At 42.0% G+C, this 16,129-nt stretch carries 19 protein-coding genes; 11 read left to right on the top strand and 8 right to left on the bottom strand.

From position 1 onward, the window contains the following. Nucleotides 1-6 precede the first annotated feature (6 nt). From ACTTJF_RS02675 to ACTTJF_RS02655, 5 genes are all read right to left on the bottom strand, one after another. Entirely contained in the window at nt 7-1,446 is a 1,440-nt protein-coding gene (locus ACTTJF_RS02675) for a hypothetical protein (RefSeq protein WP_442550650.1), read from the bottom strand. A gap of 9 nt (nt 1,447-1,455) precedes the next feature. Next, nucleotides 1,456-1,587 (bottom strand): hypothetical protein, encoded by a 132-nt coding sequence (locus tag ACTTJF_RS02670; RefSeq protein WP_442550649.1) that lies wholly within the window; start codon nt 1,585-1,587, stop codon nt 1,456-1,458. Nucleotides 1,588-1,931: 344 nt separating this feature from the next. Then, nucleotides 1,932-2,156, bottom strand: a complete 225-nt coding sequence (locus ACTTJF_RS02665; RefSeq protein WP_442550648.1) for a hypothetical protein — start codon at nt 2,154-2,156, stop codon at nt 1,932-1,934. A 168-nt stretch (nt 2,157-2,324) separates the two neighbouring features. Further along, a complete protein-coding gene (locus ACTTJF_RS02660; RefSeq protein WP_442550647.1) occupies nt 2,325-2,621 on the bottom strand; it encodes a hypothetical protein in 297 nt (98 codons plus the stop codon). Nucleotides 2,622-2,632: 11 nt separating this feature from the next. Further along, a complete protein-coding gene (locus tag ACTTJF_RS02655) occupies nt 2,633-3,019 on the bottom strand; it encodes a hypothetical protein (RefSeq protein WP_442550646.1) in 387 nt (128 codons plus the stop codon). Nucleotides 3,020-3,234: 215 nt separating this feature from the next. Between ACTTJF_RS02655 and ACTTJF_RS02650 the strand changes: the two genes are divergently transcribed. Genes ACTTJF_RS02650 through ACTTJF_RS02640 form a run of 3 tightly spaced genes read left to right on the top strand, consistent with a single transcriptional unit; the run spans nt 3,235 to nt 4,952 of the window. Further along, complete coding sequence (locus ACTTJF_RS02650; protein ID WP_442550645.1) at nt 3,235-3,468, top strand: hypothetical protein; 234 nt, start codon at nt 3,235-3,237, stop codon at nt 3,466-3,468. A 1-nt stretch (nt 3,469) separates the two neighbouring features. Beyond that, nucleotides 3,470-4,315, top strand: coding sequence for a hypothetical protein (locus ACTTJF_RS02645; RefSeq protein WP_442550644.1), 846 nt, complete (start codon nt 3,470-3,472; stop codon nt 4,313-4,315). Between the two features lie 22 nt (nt 4,316-4,337). Beyond that, on the top strand, nt 4,338-4,952 hold the full coding sequence (locus ACTTJF_RS02640) for a hypothetical protein (RefSeq protein WP_442550643.1): 615 nt from the start codon (nt 4,338-4,340) through the stop codon (nt 4,950-4,952). Nucleotides 4,953-4,974: 22 nt separating this feature from the next. Here ACTTJF_RS02640 and ACTTJF_RS02635 read toward each other — a convergent pair whose 3' ends face one another. Genes ACTTJF_RS02635 through ACTTJF_RS02625 form a run of 3 tightly spaced genes read right to left on the bottom strand, consistent with a single transcriptional unit; the run spans nt 4,975 to nt 5,635 of the window. Further along, entirely contained in the window at nt 4,975-5,154 is a 180-nt protein-coding gene (locus tag ACTTJF_RS02635; protein WP_442550642.1) for a helix-turn-helix domain-containing transcriptional regulator, read from the bottom strand. Nucleotides 5,155-5,157: 3 nt separating this feature from the next. Beyond that, nucleotides 5,158-5,439 carry a type II toxin-antitoxin system YafQ family toxin gene (locus ACTTJF_RS02630; RefSeq protein WP_442550641.1) on the bottom strand — a complete coding sequence of 94 codons (282 nt, stop codon included), beginning with the start codon at nt 5,437-5,439 and terminating at the stop codon, nt 5,158-5,160. Next, entirely contained in the window at nt 5,426-5,635 is a 210-nt protein-coding gene (locus ACTTJF_RS02625; protein ID WP_442550640.1) for a hypothetical protein, read from the bottom strand. Before ACTTJF_RS02625 ends, ACTTJF_RS02630 begins: the two co-directional genes overlap by 14 nt. Nucleotides 5,636-5,837: 202 nt before the next feature. On the opposite strand from ACTTJF_RS02625, the gene ACTTJF_RS02620 reads away from it, so the two are divergent. From ACTTJF_RS02620 to ACTTJF_RS02585, 8 genes are all read left to right on the top strand, one after another. Then, entirely contained in the window at nt 5,838-6,281 is a 444-nt protein-coding gene (locus ACTTJF_RS02620) for a helicase IV (RefSeq protein ID WP_442550639.1), read from the top strand. A 700-nt stretch (nt 6,282-6,981) separates the two neighbouring features. Beyond that, complete coding sequence (locus ACTTJF_RS02615; protein WP_442550638.1) at nt 6,982-7,992, top strand: bifunctional 3,4-dihydroxy-2-butanone 4-phosphate synthase/GTP cyclohydrolase II; 1,011 nt, start codon at nt 6,982-6,984, stop codon at nt 7,990-7,992. After that, nucleotides 7,967-9,061, top strand: a complete 1,095-nt coding sequence (locus ACTTJF_RS02610; protein WP_442550637.1) for an ATP-binding protein — start codon at nt 7,967-7,969, stop codon at nt 9,059-9,061. Before ACTTJF_RS02615 ends, ACTTJF_RS02610 begins: the two co-directional genes overlap by 26 nt. 65 nt (nt 9,062-9,126) lie before the next feature. Then, on the top strand, nt 9,127-9,855 hold the full coding sequence (locus tag ACTTJF_RS02605; RefSeq protein ID WP_442550636.1) for a response regulator transcription factor: 729 nt from the start codon (nt 9,127-9,129) through the stop codon (nt 9,853-9,855). 213 nt (nt 9,856-10,068) lie between these two features. Continuing rightward, nucleotides 10,069-10,995 (top strand): Dyp-type peroxidase, encoded by a 927-nt coding sequence (locus ACTTJF_RS02600; RefSeq protein WP_442550635.1) that lies wholly within the window; start codon nt 10,069-10,071, stop codon nt 10,993-10,995. 270 nt (nt 10,996-11,265) lie between these two features. Next, nucleotides 11,266-11,844, top strand: coding sequence for a cytochrome C (locus ACTTJF_RS02595; RefSeq protein WP_314989894.1), 579 nt, complete (start codon nt 11,266-11,268; stop codon nt 11,842-11,844). A gap of 599 nt (nt 11,845-12,443) precedes the next feature. Beyond that, the gene (locus tag ACTTJF_RS02590) at nt 12,444-15,002 is read left to right on the top strand and encodes a molybdopterin-dependent oxidoreductase (protein ID WP_442550634.1); all 2,559 of its coding nucleotides are present in this window, start codon (nt 12,444-12,446) and stop codon (nt 15,000-15,002) included. A 229-nt stretch (nt 15,003-15,231) separates the two neighbouring features. Continuing rightward, the coding region (locus ACTTJF_RS02585) for a cache domain-containing protein (RefSeq protein ID WP_442550633.1) at nt 15,232-16,129 on the top strand (898 nt) is incomplete at its 3' end.

Here is a 16,129-nt window from a genome sequence, read left to right as displayed (position 1 = left end):
CATCCTTTAAATTGAAAATATAAGAAGCTTAACAAACAAAATAAGACCGCCTACAGCAAAACCTACGTAAAAGGCAAAATATGAAATTTCAGAAACAGGAGATAAATACTCGCAATAATCAACCGTTACTTCTTTGGAACTACCATTTGGTAGTAAAATTTGTTTCTTTATGGGACATTTGCCTTTAATGCTAGCTTGAACTTTTTCAAAACCTTTACCTTGAACATTGCTTACAAATTGATTAATACCGTCACGAATACCATCAAATTTAGATAAACTGTCGTTTATATGTTTTGCTATTCCACCATAAAGGCTGTTACGCTCCTTATCAAGATCTCCGTCATCAAAATCACCTTTATTAAATTTAGCTTCGCCGTCTTTATTGTCATTATTGCCACCACCGCCAGGACCAGGTATTGTATTATTATTATCAGGTTTACATTTAGGATCATTTGGATTTTTCTTACAAAAATCATCGGGTTTACATTTAGGATCATTTGGATTTTTCTTACAAAAATCATCGGGTTTACATTTAGGATCGTTTGGATTTTTCTTACAAAAATCATCCTTGTCTTTATCCTTATCTTTGTCCTTGTCTTTATTATCTGGATCAGGATTGTCAGGATTATCAGGCTTAGGATCGTCGGGTTTTGTTTTATTGTCGTCGGGTTTAGGATCCGGTCTATAATCAGGATCTCTATATTCAAAAGAATAACCATTAGAACATTTACCTAAAAAATAACCAGGCTTACCAATTACACCAACATCGGTAAGAGTTTCGGGAACACCTAGTCCTAAACTGCCGCAAAAACATTTATAAATTTCTCCCGTAGTTTTTGCAGCACTGCAATCAGTGCAAGAACCATCAGCCCAGCCGTATTTATTTGTTTTTTCGTCAGTGCAATCAGTAAAACAACTATTTGTTTGAGGATTCCAAGATTGACCATCAGGACATTTTTGACACTGTTTGGTATTTGTATTAAAATGTTCATCAGGCTGGCAAGAACCAACCTTAGTAACAGAGTATTTGTCGTAATATGAGAATTCTACTTCGGTATAGCTTGGATCTGATTTTTTTATAGAACGGGCGCAATATGAATATCCATTACCGCTTTTTGAACAAGGAATTTTAATTTTATCGAAAGAACTATCATAGTTTACAAGTTCAATGATATTACTTCCGCTATATTTAGCCATAAAACCTGATGAATTTAACTTTTCAAGATTAAAAATAGGAGTGCCAATATTATTATATAAATAGTAATCGTTGCCTATTTTTAAATATTCATAATTAATAATGCTTACTCCGGAAATTGAAGAAAAGGCGGCAGAGGGAGGCGGATAAGGCTCATATCTATTCTGAGAAAAAGTTTGATCAGGAATAGAATTTAGATCAATAGAGAATAGATTTAGGCAGAGGGCGAAAATTAAGAGTATGCTTCTCATAAAACAGCCTTATAATACCTTTTTGGTAAAAAGGACTAAACCAGCGCAAACGGGCAAGCACAACAGCATAAACCAAACCATGATAGAAAAGAAGTAATCAAAGCTAAGAACGCCCGTAACGGTAAATACGCCTACTGACATGTTAAAAAGCTCCTTTTCTTGATTATTGAGTTTGGATCAGCCTAAATTTTAGTAGCGATAAGAAAGATAAACAAACATAAAATAAAACCGCAAAGGATTCCGCTAAGGCTCATAAGGAAATGATATTGATCAATAGATAAATGCAAATCATACATGAGGCTTAATCCAAACTCTTAAAAAGGTCTAAAGCGACAGCAACTTGTTTAACTACGGCAAAAAAACCGATAACAACAGCCATTAAGCCATTGATATAAATGCCGAGTCTAACAAGATCTATAAAATCGTACATCTTTAGAGCTTTTTAAAAATTTGACTTCCTCGAAAAATCAAGGAAGTCATGCAAGCTAGCTGCGCAGTAAGCGAATACCAGCTTTTACGCCGAAAATGACTCCCAAAAGAGCAACGACAACAGTAGCCATACCAAAAAAGGTTTTTGGATCTATGTCACCAGTTACGGCACCGTCGGCACCGATAGCAACGCCAGCGGCGGCAGCATTCATAGCGCAAATCGAAACAACAGCAACAGCGGTAGTTATCTTACCTTTTGCAGTAGAAAGAAACTTAGGCATCTTAGCCTCCTTGAAGTAAATTTTAAAGCAGACGCGTACTACTTTGGCAAAGGCTGAAACAAAATCAAGCTTTGCCGAAATAGTAAGCTTTTTGCGCTTCGCGACATACGCTTGGAGCGTAGGAGCAATGCGAACGCTTTTTGTTAAAAGCCGCATTGCTCTAAAAATTTAAGACGATAAAAAATTAGGGGGAACAGACACAATAACCAAATTGTCATGAGGAAATGTGCCAGAAAAGACAATACTATCACCGCTATCAAATCTGTTTTTTATAAATGCAGAAACTGTAGAAGCAAAATCATCATTAGGGCAAGGAATTTTAAAAGTAATAGATTGCTCTTTTTTAGCGCCTCTTATATCATAAACATTTGAACTTTTGATAAGTACGGCAGACTCAGAAGCCTCGCCAGAAGCAACAGTTAAAACTTCCCCACGAAAAAGCTCATAAGAAACAGTAAAGCTCATATCACACCGCCTTAAGCTTTTGGAGCGATAGGAGCTTTTTTGGTAGTAGCTGTTTCAGGCAAAAAATACTCAACTGGGTTAATCAACGTTATAACGTTATTGCGATCAGGCAAGCCGCCTAGACAAACAACGGTTTCGTGATTTTTAAACTTTTGCTGAAAAAATCTCCCAACGTTGCCAGCGGTTAGATCATCAGGGCAAGGGATTTTAAAAAATACCTCTTGCTTAACAGTATTGGTAAATTGGGTTTTTTCGTTAAGAACCTCAAAGGTATTAACGCAAGAAATGCGAACAGATGCACCATAAGGGCGATCGTCCATAACGCCCGCAGCAGTTGCTTTAATATCGCCGTCTTTAATCTCGTAAGTAACGGCAAACTGTGATTTAATGAGTTCCATAATACGCCTTTGTTTTGAATTTGATACTTTAAAGACCCCTGCAAAGGCGTATCAGACCAAAAACAGGGGGAATAGTTTTGCGCCATGTTCAGGGCGGAATTAAAAATTCATAATTTTTTAGATATAATCTAGAAAATTTTGAATAATTCTAAAACCACATTTGAATTATTACAAAATTAAACTTAGAAATAAATTAAAAAGTATGAAATATTCAAATGGACAAAAAAGAAATAGCGAAAGTTATTAAAAAAGATATAACAACGCTTTACAATTGGGAAAAAAGAAACCCTGAATTATACAAGGCTGTATATGAATACTTCAATGGAATACAATTAAGTGATGATGAAAAACTATTGTTAGAATTATTCAAAAAGCTAAATAATACAGAAAAAGAATACTACATTACAGATATAAAACTAAGAATTTTAAAAAAAGAAGTAGATCAATAATTTGAGAAGATCAAGAAACTATTATTCAAAAAAGAATAAAGATGATTTTCAGCTAGCAGTTTTTATAACAGTAATAGTTCTTGTCATAATAGGATACTTTGCGACTCATCCCAAAGTAGTAACAATGATAAAACAAGCATTTGTGATAACCTTAGCTATTTTGGCGATCGGGATATCAATATATGTAGCAATGAAATTTCTATCTAAAGACACAAGGGAAAACGCAACTCTCAAAGACACAAAAAAACAAGGTCAAATCAATACAAAAGAATTTCTACAAAATAATCAATTTTCGCAAATAGAAATAAAAATAAACAATATTAAAAAGCAAGAAAATAGCTATATAGATCAAAAATGGAAAGAAGCAAAAGAAAAACGACAACAAGAAATAATAGAAGCATATAGTAAAATAAACGAAGAGCCAGGCAAACTCAAAAAAATAAAATATCAAGCCGCAAAAACCGAAACTAAAAAAATCAGAAAAGGCAAAGAATACGAATACGACGTAAAGTGTTTTTTTGAGCAAAGAAATTACAAGGTATATCCAAACGGCTATATAAACGGAGTCAAAGACGAGGGAATAGACCTGATAGCATACAAAGAAGATGAAGCGATTTTAGCACAATGTAAAAACTGGATCAATCCGCCAAAACAAGATATTATAAAGAAATTCGTAGCCGATGCGGATCTATTTATAAATAAAAATCAAAGCAAATTTAAAAACAAAAGAATCCGAAAAATTTTCTTTACGAGCTGCCGACAAATGGACTACGGGGCAAAAATTTTCCTGGAAGAATACAATCAATACAATCAGATCAAAATAGAATACGTCATATATGCGGCGTAGTAATCAAAAAAAGGAGTAGGAAATGGATACATTGACACCGACGCAAATCGGAGAGAAACTAAGTAAAACCGCAAAGGAAATAAACGAATTTTTGTCGGAAATAAATTTTATAAAAAAATGCAATAGCGGCTGGGAGCTTACCGATCTTGGCAAGAAAAACGGCGGAATACAAAATAACTATAAGGGAAATTTAAGCGTTTATTGGAAAATAGAAATTTTAAACAATAAAATTTTCAAAAATGCGGTAGAACCGCAAGAAGTCAAAGACAAAGACGAAACAGATTTTAGAAACAAATTTAAAGCCGAATATCGAACAAACGACGGACACTACGTAAGAAGTCGCGCCGAAGTAATAATATCAAATTGGCTTTTTAGCGAATGTATAGCCCATGCATACGAAAAAAGAGTACCGATAGAAGAAGATGTTTATTGCGATTTTTATATACCGAAAGGCAAAATTTATATAGAATTTTGGGGATACGAAGACGATGAAAAATATCTTGCCAGGAAGCAAAAGAAAAGAGAACTTTATAAAAAATACAATCTAAATTTGATCGAAATAGATAATAGCAAAATAAATAATATAGATGATTTTTTACCTAGAGAGCTTTTAAAATTTGGAATAAATTTAAGTTAATTTTTAAGATGGGATTTGAAATTTAACCTTTCAAATTCTCATTATTTTTCTTTTCGACAATGCGAGAACGCTCGACATCCTCCAAAGCTCTTTTAAATTCTTCAGGATCGCCGTCAGCCAATACCTGTTTTAGGTATTCTTCTCTGACTTCTTCGCTATCTAAAAAATACTCAATCTTAAATTCACTAAAAGTTACTTTCATAAATCAATACTTTTTAAATAAATGAGCATGTGAGCCGATACGGACGAGATCGATAAATTTATCACCTTGACGATAGATGATAACGCAATTAGGCTTTAAATGGCATTCAAAATAGCCCCTATAATCACCTTTTAAAGGATGATTTTTATAAAAGCTCGGTAGGTCGATTTCGTCTATAATCACAAGATGAGACAAAAACTCGCTAAGTAAAATTTCATCAAAGCCTTGTTTCTTTAAAAGCTTATGATCGGCCTTAAACTGATTTGAGAAATTAATCTTCAGCATTTAAAGCTTTCATAACATCCTCGACGCCGTTAAAAGGTCCGACTAAATTTTTACCTTCTTCAGTATCCTTGATGGTTTGAAGCGTCGTTTCGTTTGGTTCATTTTCCTCATAAATCCTAACGCTTCTATCCAAAGACATAAGCCCTTTAAGCGCGCTCAAAAAATCATAGCTGACGTTTGTTAAAGTGATAGTCATTGAAACCCCTTTAATATTTTGATATACTATCATATCAAAAAAGTATTAAAATATCCTAAAATAGGGCATTTGAAAGGCAAATTTGCAGCGCATAATCCTCATAACCCGAAGGTCGGCGGTTCAAGTCCGTCCTCCGCAACCAAATCTAATTTTTTCTTCATTTACTCCAAAAAATCAAATTTTGCACTAAAGAAAAATGTTTATGAGCTTTGATGTACCAAAAATTTTAATCGTTTTGCTGCTGATCGTAATTATTTTTTTGCTTTTAAAGCTATTTAAAAAGCAAAAAATCAAGCAAACTAGATACAAAAGCGATAGCGGCGATACGGTGAAAAGCCGTGCCGAGCTCATCGTGGCAAATTGGCTGTTTTACCGCGGCATAGATTTTATCTACGAGAAAAAAGCTCCGACCAAAGAGCACGTCGTTAGCGATTTTTACCTGACGCAAAGCGAAATTTATATCGAATTTTGGGGACTTGAGACGCCGCAATACCTAAAAAGAAAAAGCAAAAAAATCAAAATTTACAAGAAAAACCGCCTGAAACTCATCCAAATGAACGACGATAGCCTGCGCGATCTAAACGCATTTTTTACAAAAGAATTTGCAAGGCTTGGCGCAAAATATCAAATCAAGTCAAAACAGTAAAATTTATCAAATTTAAATGCTTCCGTCTTTGTCGCAATTTTGTATGCAAATAGAATACAAAACGCAAGAAGATGGAAGTTAAATTCGATGGATACAAAATTTATTAAATTAGAAAATTGACTATTTAAAAGTGTTTGCGGTTGTTTGAAAAAACAGATTTAAGTTCTGGTATTGCGACCGTAGTTGTCGGTCTGGGAGTGGGTGATAAAACCGTGCTGGCAAGGCGTAAGGTAGGATGTTAAGATGATTTACCGCTCGCGTAACGTCAAACAGGCGTGTCTGCACTTTTAGGTCGGCAAATTTGCTCCAAAACGGTATGCGGTTGGCGGCGAGTTTGATCAAATTTGGTCGTCGCCATAAAAACAGCCTAAATCCTATCGTGCGTATTTTTAAAGGTTTGGCAAATTTAACCAAAATAACGACGCGCAAAATTTACCTCACGCATATTATTATCGCTAAATTGAACATTAGCATTTTCAAGGTGCGGGTTATGCCCAAAATCGGTCAAATTTGATAAATCCGTAAAAACTAAACAAAAACTTACAAGCCTGGTCGCTTCGTTTAAATTTAACCAGAGTTCGTTGATACCGCGTCCAGCTACGTCTAAAAGTCCGTAAAATCTCAAGCAAAGCCTGCGCAAAAGACTAAATTTAAAGCTAAAAATGTATAATTATCCTAAATTTTTAAACAAGGAATAACAATGGATAGAGTAGAGCAGGCCATAAACGACATTAAAAACGGCAAAATGGTCGTCATGGTCGACGATGAAGACCGCGAAAACGAGGGCGATCTGGTATTTGCGGCGACCTTTAGCGACACGCAAAAGGTAAATTTCGCCATAACTCACGCAAAAGGCGTGCTGTGCCTTGCGTTAAACGAGGAGATCGCAAAGAGACTTGAGCTAAATTTGATGGTGGATAAAAACACGTCTTGCCACGAGACGGCGTTTACCGTCACCATAGACGCTAAAAATACGACCACGGGCGTGAGCGCCTACGAGCGCGACGTCACGATCCGTCTAGCGGCCGATCCGATGTCAAAGCCGGAGGATTTCGTGCGCCCTGGGCATATTTTCCCGCTCATCGCTAAAAAAGGCGGCGTGCTAAGCCGCACCGGACACACCGAAGGCTCGGTCGATCTATGCAAGCTTGCCGGCCTAACGCAAGCAGCCGTCATCTGCGAGATCGTAAAAGAGGACGGAAATATGGCTCGCAGACCCGATCTAGAGGAGTTTTGCGAGAAATTCGGGCTAAATATGGTCTCGGTCTCCGAGCTCGTGCAGTACCGTCTAAAACACGAAAGCCTAATCGAGGTAAAGGAAAAAAGCGCGGCTAAGATAGCTGGCTTTGACGCCCTAAAATGCGAGATCCTAGATCATAAGGGCGAGCGCCACTATGCCTTTGTTTTCGGCGAGATAAAGGACAAAACCGCGGTCAAATTTCATCAAATTTCAAGCGACGTCGAGCTGCTTGGCTCCGATAAATTCGCCGAGCTGCTGGAGTCGCTTGAGTATCTATCCAAAAACGGCGGCGTCGCGGTGTTTTTACAAGGCGAGGAGAAGTGCGGCGGACAGGTCAAGGACTATGGCATCGGCGCGCAAATTTTGCACAAACTAGGCGTTAGCCGGATCGAGCTTTTAAGCGCGAATAAAAACAAAGATTTCGTCGCGTTAAAGGGCTTTGGACTTGACATCGCGGGCTATAAAGAGTAACGCAAGCGGGCCCAGCGAGGTTGCGCGGGCCTTTGCCAAGACGCTAAATTTGGGGCTTTTGTACGCGGACAAAAAGGGCGTCATAAAATTTATCAATAAAAAATTCGAGCGGATTTTCGCTCTGGCGCCCAAGGTTTTTTACGGAGCGAAATTTGACGAGATGATCGCTGCGGCGCAAGGCCTTGGCGAGCTAAAAAGCTTTGAAAATCTCAAAAATAGCCCGCTAAACTCGAGCGATTTTATAGTAAAAAAGGATCAAAAATGCTTCAGGCTAAACGTTTCAAACGTGCTTGAGGGCGGGGTGAAATTTGGCGGATTTATCCTTGCGGCTACCGACGTCACTCACGAAGCGGAGCTCGAAAAAAAGGAGCTTGAGCATAGGCGCTCGGTGCTAATTCACGCCAAAACCGCGCTGGTAGGCGAGATGATAAACTCCATCTCGCATCAGCAGCGCCAGCCTCTAAGCGCGCTGGGACTGTATCTGGATAATATCGATGAGTGTGCGCGCGAGGGTGAATTTGAGCGCATACCGGCTCAAATCGCAGCCTGCAAAAAGAGCCTAAGGCTCATGGACGAAACAATAAAGGCGTTTAGAAATTTTTACGCCAGCGGCGAGGGTGCGGCGAAATTTGATCTCGTTAATATCATAAACGAGCTTATTTTGATAGTAAGACCCGAGCTAAACTCTCACGGTATCGAGCTAAAATTTGCTCACGATAGCGGCAAATGCGAGCTAAAAAGCGTCGCTAGCTACGTGAGGCAGATCTTGCTCTCTTTGCTCTCAAACGCCAAGGACGCGCTAGTTGAAAGCGGATGCGAAACGCCGCAAATTTTAATCGAGCTAAAGAGGTCTGGCGGGCTATTTTGCGTGGGCGTGAGCGATAACGGCAGCGGAGTAAAGGCGGATAGCGATAAAATTTTCGAGCCGTTTTTTACGACGAAAAATATGGGCACGGGCACGGGGCTAAACGTAGCTAGGGAGCTCGCCGTAAAAAAGCTAGGCGGCTCGCTGGAGCTTGAAAGCGCGGCGAATCCGACTAAATTTACGCTATTTTTAGGCGAAATTTAGATGAGGCTATAAATTTGAAAATTAGTTTGCGGACTTAAGAAACACAAGTAAGAAATGAGGCTAGCGTGTATAGCAAAATAAAAAATATCTTAAACGGCGTAAATTTGCTCATCGTCGAGGACGACGAGAGCCTGCGCGAAAGTATCAAAATATCGGTCGAAAACTACGTGAGCGAGGTTTACGCCTGCGCAAACGCCAAAGAAGCGCTGGAAGTTTTTGAAGCAAAGGGCGTAAATTTGGTGCTTTCTGATATCAACATGCCGCACATGAACGGGCTTGAGATGGCGGCTCGCATCAGGGGGCTGGATAAGGACGTGCCCATTATATTTCTCACTGCATATGGTAGCGACGAAAACGTGCTTAGCGCGATAGAGCTGGGTAGCTTTGGCGTACTAAAAAAGCCGTTTGAAAAGCGCGAGCTAATCATGCAAATGAGCTTTGCGGCGAATAAATTTAAAAACGATTTCGCAGAAGTAGATTTAAAAAACGGCTTTAAATTTAACGCCTTTAGTAGGCAGCTAACAAAGGGCGGCGAGCCCGTGGCGCTAACTAAAAAAGAGCAAAATTTGCTCCATCTTTTTCTAAAAAATCAGGGCCGCGTCGTGAGCTTTGAGATGATCGAGTCGTGCGTCTGGCAGGATGGTAGCTGCACTGCCGACGCGATACGAAGCTTCGTCTATAAACTACGTAAAAAACTCTACCCCGAACTCATCCAAAACGCGCAGGGCAGCGGATATGCGCTTGTCCTAGCCGAGCAAAATCAACGAACCGTGAGTCAAACGAGCTATATCTGAGGCAAGACGGCTTAATCAAAATCATAGTTTAAATACAAAACGCGGCGCTTTTAAATTTGGCGTCTGCAAAGACCGCAACGATAAATTTGAGCCAAGACTCGGCGATTTTAATCCGTTTAAATTTTACGTTTCTTAAAAGCGTAAATTTAGCATAAATTAAAATTTAAGTCGTAAAATGCGAGCCGCTAATTTTAAAAATATCAAGGAGATAAAATGCAAATAAATTCGCAAGAAGTAACGCAGGCGCCGGGAAACAACACCGTCTTTCAAACTTGGCTGTTAAGCGGCGACGAAAACGCCTGTAAAAAGGGCTTTGAGAGGCTTTGCGCTTTGGTAGTAAATTTAAACAAAACGGCAAAAGTAAGATTTGGCGCGGAGGCGAACGTAAACTGCGTTATCGCCGTCGGACGCGACGCGTGGCTAAAACTAGGACTCCCGCAACCGCTACCAAAAGAGCTTGTAAATTTTAAAGCGATAAAAGGCGATAAGCACGAAGCCGTGAGCACCGCGGGCGATATCCACGTGCATATTAGAGCGCTTGATGCTGCCGACTGCTTTGATATGGCGCAAAATGTAAAGGCCGAGCTTTTTAAATTTGCCAAGCTCGCAGACGAAACCCAGGGTTTTAAATACCACGACGGCAGGGCGATCATTGGCTTTGTAGACGGCACCGAAAATCCAAACGGCGAGGATAGAGATCATTTTGCCAAAGTCGGCGACGAGGACGCGAAATTTAAGGGCGGAAGCTATGTGTTCGTACAAAAATATAAGCACAAAATGAGAGAGTGGAATGCAACTAGCGTGAGCGAGCAAGAAAAAGTCATTGGCCGCACAAAAGCAGACGACATCGAGATGAGCGAGGATGAAAAGCCTAGCAACTCGCACTCCGCCGCGGCAAACGTAGGCGACGATAAAAAAGTCGTTCGCGGAAATATGCCTTTTGTCGAGGGAAGCGTGACCGGGACGTACTTTATCGCGTATGCTAGCACGTTTTCGACGGTTGAAGCGATGCTAAATAAGATGTTTATCGGCGAGCCGCGTGGCAACTCCGATAGACTACTTGATTTTAGCATGCCGATCACCGGAGCGCTCTTTTTCGCGCCTACTTTTGATATGCTCTCAAGCTATAGCGCAGAGTAGGATTTTTCGGCTCGCGAACCCTCCTAAATTTCGGGTATTTTGCGAGCCGCCGCTTTCAAATTTGCTTTCAATAACCTCGCCGAATTCGCTTTTAAAATTTAAAACCGAGATTAGTATTTTTTCATAAGCTTTTACCGCTAAATTTGTAAATTTTGCTTGCAAATTTACGGCATGAACCTCGCAAAATATAAAATCTTAACTTCATAAAATCATACTTTCATCATACTTTTCTTATATAATCCTTTTACATCTTAAATTTAAGGGAGAGAAATGAAAAAAATCCTACTATCAAGCTTGCTCGCCTGTTCGCTCTTTGCAGCGGGCGAGGTGTATAGCCCATCGGTAAAAGACGTTTACGCCGACGCGACGTCGCAAAAAAGCATAGGTAGGCTCTTGCCGACTAATGCCGTAAAAATACTAGCGAACGAGGGCGACCGCGTGAAAATCTCCGTTAAAGGCTACCAAAATCCGGCCGTTAGTAACGTCGTTTACTTTAGCGACTCCGAGCGCGTCATCGCCGTTGCGTTTGCCAAAACCGCGACGCCTGAGATCAAGGTCGTAAAAAAGGGCGCTAACGGCAAATGGGACGAGGTCGAAACCGTGGTATATGCGCAAAAAGACGGCTTTACGAGCGATCTAGGCGGACTTTTTGCTAAGGGCGGCGAGATTTACAAAGAGAGCTGCGGAGTGTGCCATTCGCTACATCAAACCACACACTACAAGGCAAATCAGTGGCCTAACCTGCTAAAATCGATGATCGCGCGAACGGCGATCGGCAAAGACGACGAGTGGCTGGTGATACAGTACTTGCAAAAGCACTCTGCCGATGTGAACGTGGCGAAAAAGTAAAAAGCGGTGCGTAAATTTGACGAGGATTTACGCTTAATGCGCTCGCAAACGGACGAGATTTGCGGGAGCTAAACCTATAAAAGTCGTGGCGAAGCGGCTGTTTTTTTAAAACGCCTAATTTGAAGGCTCGGCGGATGGTAAATTTAGCGCGTAAAACGAGATGCGCGCTAAATTTGAGCGGCAGCTTTGCGGGCTAGACTGCGCGAATGAGGCTTTTAGCCGTCAAATTTGACTCGCTGGACTAGAGAGCGGTCAAATTTGAGCGTAAAAGCTTAAATTTGAGTCCGTGCTAAGGCGCGGCTCGTTGGCTGATAAAAAGCCGAATTAAAATCGCTTTTAAAAGAAGCGGTGTGATTTAGCTTTGCTTGCGTCTGCGACTTCGCAACTGCGAGCAGAGGGGTGCAGGAGCATAGCTTCCCGTCGTGTCTGCTTGCAGTTGCGAGCGAATACGATGCAAAAAGACTGGCTTTGCCAGTCTGCGAAGTAAATTTTGCAGGGTACCCTACGCAGTAGGGACTTTAGGTGGGTGCAGGGAGCGCTTGCGCTTCCGCTCGCAGGTCGGACTTTGTTCGACCGAGAAGTAAAAATAGGAGAGAAAAATGAACCTACAAAGACGAAATGTATTAAAAGGCGGAGCGGCGCTTGCAGCGGCTCCTTTGTTTTCTAGCGTAACGGCGTCAAATTTACTCGGAGCCGAGCTAAATACGGCAAACGTGCGTAGCGGCGAGGTGCTAACGGCCGCTCACTGGGGCATGCTAAAAGTTAGCGTCAAAGACGGCAAGATCGTAAAATCAGAGCCGTTTCAAAAAACGAGCGAAGTGTATAATCCGTTGCAGCACTACACCGCCGATATGGTCTACAAATCACGTATAAAATACCCGATGGTACGCAAAAGCTACCTAGAAAATCCGGACTCGCCAAAACCCGAACTAAGAGGTAAAGACGGATGGGTACGCGTACGCTACGAGGATGCGATAAAGCTAGTAGCTAGAGAGCTAAAAAAGACGAGAAAACAAAAGGGGCTAGAGGGCGTATTTGCGGGCAGCTACGGCTGGAAATCAAGCGGTAACGTGCATAACTCGAGAATTTTGCTTCATAGATTTATGAACCTTAGCGGCGGATTCGTGGGGTCTTTAGGCGATTATTCTACTGGCGCTAGCCAGGTCATCATGCCTCACGTCGTGGGTAGCATCGAGGTCTATGAGCAGCAAACCAGCTGGCCTGTAGTACTAGAAAACTCAAAAGTAGTCGTCATCTGGGGCGCAAACCCGATGGCAACCCTTCGCATAGCGTGGACTAGCACCGACGAACAGGGCTTTAAGTACTTTGAAGAACTAAAAAAACGCAGCGACATAAAAGTCATAATAATCGACCCTATAAGAAGCGAAACGGCGCAGTACTTTGATAAGGCCGAGTGGATCGCTCCGGTACCAAACACCGACACCGCGATGATGCTAGGCATGATGCACTACCTATACGAGAGCGGCAAATACGATAAAAACTTCATTGAGACCTATACGAGCGGCTTTGATAAGTTCCTGCCGTATCTGCTCGGTAAAACCGACGGCACGCCTAAAAATTTAGAGTGGGCGAGCAAAATTTGCGGCCTAAAAGCAAGCCTCATAAAAGAGCTTGCCGATACCTTCGCTGCTAACCGCACGATGATAATGAGCGGCTGGGGTATGCAGCGCGCGCATCACGGCGAGCAGCCGCACTGGGCGATGGTGACTTTGGCGGCGATGCTAGGACAGATCGGACTTCCTGGCGGAGGTTTTGGCCTTAGCTACCACTACTCAAACGGCGGCGCTCCGACTTGCAAAGGCGCGGTCATAGGCGGCGTAAATAGCGCAAGCGTGGGTAAATTTAACGACGAGGGCGAGTTTATTGGTACCGATAGCGGAGAATTTGACGCAAACGGCCGCTTCGTCGCTAAAGCCGCGGCTGTTGCGGGTACTGGTCAAAGCTGGCTGCAAAAGGCGACAAACTATGCATTCCCGGTCGCTCGTATCGCGGACGCCCTGCTAAATCCGGGCAAAGTGATCGATCACGACGGTAAGAAAATCACGTATCCGGATATCGACTTTATCTACTGGGTCGGCGGCAATCCTTTTGCCCATCATCAAGAGACGAACCGCTTGCTAGAAGCGTGGCGCAAACCTCGCACGGTAGTCGTAAACGAAGCTTATTGGACGCCGACGGCTAAGATGGCTGATATTGTATTTCCGACTACTACGGCGTACGAGCGCAACGACGTCACGATGACGGGCGACTACTCGAATATGAACATAGTGCCGATGAAACAAGTCGTGGAAAAATACGCCGAAGCGCGCGATGATTATCAAATTTTCGTCGATCTTTGCAAGGCGTACGCTAAAAATTTAGTCGTAGCCTACACCGACAACGGCAAGGACGAATTTGACTGGATCAAAGAGTACTACGGCGCGGCGTACGAGCAGGTCAAGGCTATACCTGATTTTGAAACGGATATGAAGCCGTTTGAGGAGTTTTGGAACGAAAACAAGCCGGTAACTTTCGCCTCGACGCCTGAGAGCGATGCGTGGGTAAGATTTGGCGAGTTTAGAGAGGATCCGGTGCTAAATCCGCTAGGAACGCCAAGCGGCCTAATCGAAATTTACTCCGAAACCATCGAGAAAATGGGCTATGACGACTGCGGCGCGCATCCGATGTGGTTTGAGCCGATCGAGTGGCTGGGTATGAAAGATAAACCTGCCGAGCTACACATGCTAAGCCCGCATCCGACCGATCGCCTCCACTCGCAGCTAAACCAAACCTCTCTACGCGAAAACTACGCGATCGCAAACCGCGAGCCGATCTGGATACACCCTAAAGACGCCGCGAAAAAAGGTATCAAAACGGGCGATTTGGTCAGGGTATTTAACGCGCGCGGCGAAGTGCTAGCGGGCGCATACGTGACGCAAGATATCAAAGAGGGCGTAGTTAAGCTTGCTGAGGGCGTATGGTACGACGGATTTGACGCGGGTCTTTGTAAAAACGGCTCGCCAAACGTCCTAACTATCGATATCCCGACTAGCAAGCTAGCTAACGGCAACATCAGCCACACCGCGCTTGTAAATATCGAGAAATTTACAGGCAAGGCGCCTGAGCTAACGGCGTTTAGCGATCCGAAATTTGCTTAAATTTAAGGCCACAAACTAAAATCTGCGGCTTAAATTTGATAAAGCCTCGCCGGGTTAAATTTGACTCGGCGAGGCGTTTAAAATTTAGTCGTTAAATTTAACTCGGAGCGGTATAAATTTGGATCAAATTTTGCTTTTAAAGCTAAGTTTATGCTAAATTTCAATTTTATTTAACTTTGAAAGTAGTAGAATAATTTTTTAATTTTAAGAAAAAATATAAGGAGAGAAAATGCGTTCTATCACGAATAAGATCGCGTTGATGCTCATCGTCGCGCTGATTGTTTCGTTTGCCGCTATTTCGGCGGTTAGTTATTATACGGCCGAGAACAAGGTCGTTCAGCTCGTTAGCCAAAATCAGGCTCAAATTTTAAAAGACGTCGACGCGGTCACGGATTCGTTTTTTCACGACTACATGGAGGTTGCGAACAAAATTGCCCAGGCAATAGCAAAGACGGATAACGATGGCGATGCCTACATGGCGCAGACTAAATTTCAAAAAGACAATGCAAACTCTTTGGTTTCGTTTGTATTTTACGGCCGCGAAGACGATGGATATTTTTTTCAATCGGACGGCACTAGACTAACTCCGGAAAAAGACAACTACGACCCTCGTAAACGCGGCTGGTATATGGAAGCAAAAGCCGCAAACAAGCCCATCTATACTGAGCCTTATAAAGCCGCTACGTATAACGCGCTGGTTATAAGTTTTGCCGCACCGGTCGTAAAGGACGGCAAATTTGTAGGCGCGATCGGTTTTGATATCCAGATTGACGCTCTAAGTAAGAAAATTTTAGATATGGGTAAAACCGATCACGGTTATATTTATTTAATGAATAAAGGTGGCGTAGTTTTAATCCATAGCGATCCTCAGTTTATAGGCAAAACACCGGAATTTGCTAAGACTATATCAACCAAGTTAGCAAATAAAGATTTTGATTCAAATGGCCTTATTCCTTATGTAAATCCTAAAGGCGAAAACGTAACAGCTAAGGTTTTAGAGTTAAATAAAGATGGCTGGCTAGTGGTTGCGGCTATTGGTGCGAATACCTTTTCAAATCACACTTTGCCGCTCTTAAAAGCTCAGCTTATATTAGCCGCGGTGTTTATCGTCGCTCTTTCGCTATTTG

Source organism: Campylobacter sp., from assembly GCF_052170435.1.
GTDB lineage: Bacteria > Campylobacterota > Campylobacteria > Campylobacterales > Campylobacteraceae > Campylobacter_A.
This window is presented reverse-complemented; position numbering and strand designations above follow the sequence as displayed.

Coding starts and splice junctions, on each gene's coding strand:
- ACTTJF_RS02630 (WP_442550641.1), bottom strand. CDS start 5,439: ATGCTGAAGATTAATTTCTCAAATCAGTTTAAGGCCGATCATAAGCTT.
- ACTTJF_RS02625 (WP_442550640.1), bottom strand. CDS start 5,635: ATGACTATCACTTTAACAAACGTCAGCTATGATTTTTTGAGCGCGCTT.
- ACTTJF_RS02600 (WP_442550635.1), top strand. CDS start 10,069: ATGCAAATAAATTCGCAAGAAGTAACGCAGGCGCCGGGAAACAACACC.
- ACTTJF_RS02655 (WP_442550646.1), bottom strand. CDS start 3,019: ATGGAACTCATTAAATCACAGTTTGCCGTTACTTACGAGATTAAAGAC.
- ACTTJF_RS02635 (WP_442550642.1), bottom strand. CDS start 5,154: ATGAAAGTAACTTTTAGTGAATTTAAGATTGAGTATTTTTTAGATAGC.
- ACTTJF_RS02615 (WP_442550638.1), top strand. CDS start 6,982: ATGGATAGAGTAGAGCAGGCCATAAACGACATTAAAAACGGCAAAATG.
- ACTTJF_RS02640 (WP_442550643.1), top strand. CDS start 4,338: ATGGATACATTGACACCGACGCAAATCGGAGAGAAACTAAGTAAAACC.
- ACTTJF_RS02595 (WP_314989894.1), top strand. CDS start 11,266: ATGAAAAAAATCCTACTATCAAGCTTGCTCGCCTGTTCGCTCTTTGCA.
- ACTTJF_RS02620 (WP_442550639.1), top strand. CDS start 5,838: ATGAGCTTTGATGTACCAAAAATTTTAATCGTTTTGCTGCTGATCGTA.
- ACTTJF_RS02675 (WP_442550650.1), bottom strand. CDS start 1,446: ATGAGAAGCATACTCTTAATTTTCGCCCTCTGCCTAAATCTATTCTCT.
- ACTTJF_RS02650 (WP_442550645.1), top strand. CDS start 3,235: ATGGACAAAAAAGAAATAGCGAAAGTTATTAAAAAAGATATAACAACG.
- ACTTJF_RS02670 (WP_442550649.1), bottom strand. CDS start 1,587: ATGTCAGTAGGCGTATTTACCGTTACGGGCGTTCTTAGCTTTGATTAC.
- ACTTJF_RS02660 (WP_442550647.1), bottom strand. CDS start 2,621: ATGAGCTTTACTGTTTCTTATGAGCTTTTTCGTGGGGAAGTTTTAACT.
- ACTTJF_RS02590 (WP_442550634.1), top strand. CDS start 12,444: ATGAACCTACAAAGACGAAATGTATTAAAAGGCGGAGCGGCGCTTGCA.
- ACTTJF_RS02665 (WP_442550648.1), bottom strand. CDS start 2,156: ATGCCTAAGTTTCTTTCTACTGCAAAAGGTAAGATAACTACCGCTGTT.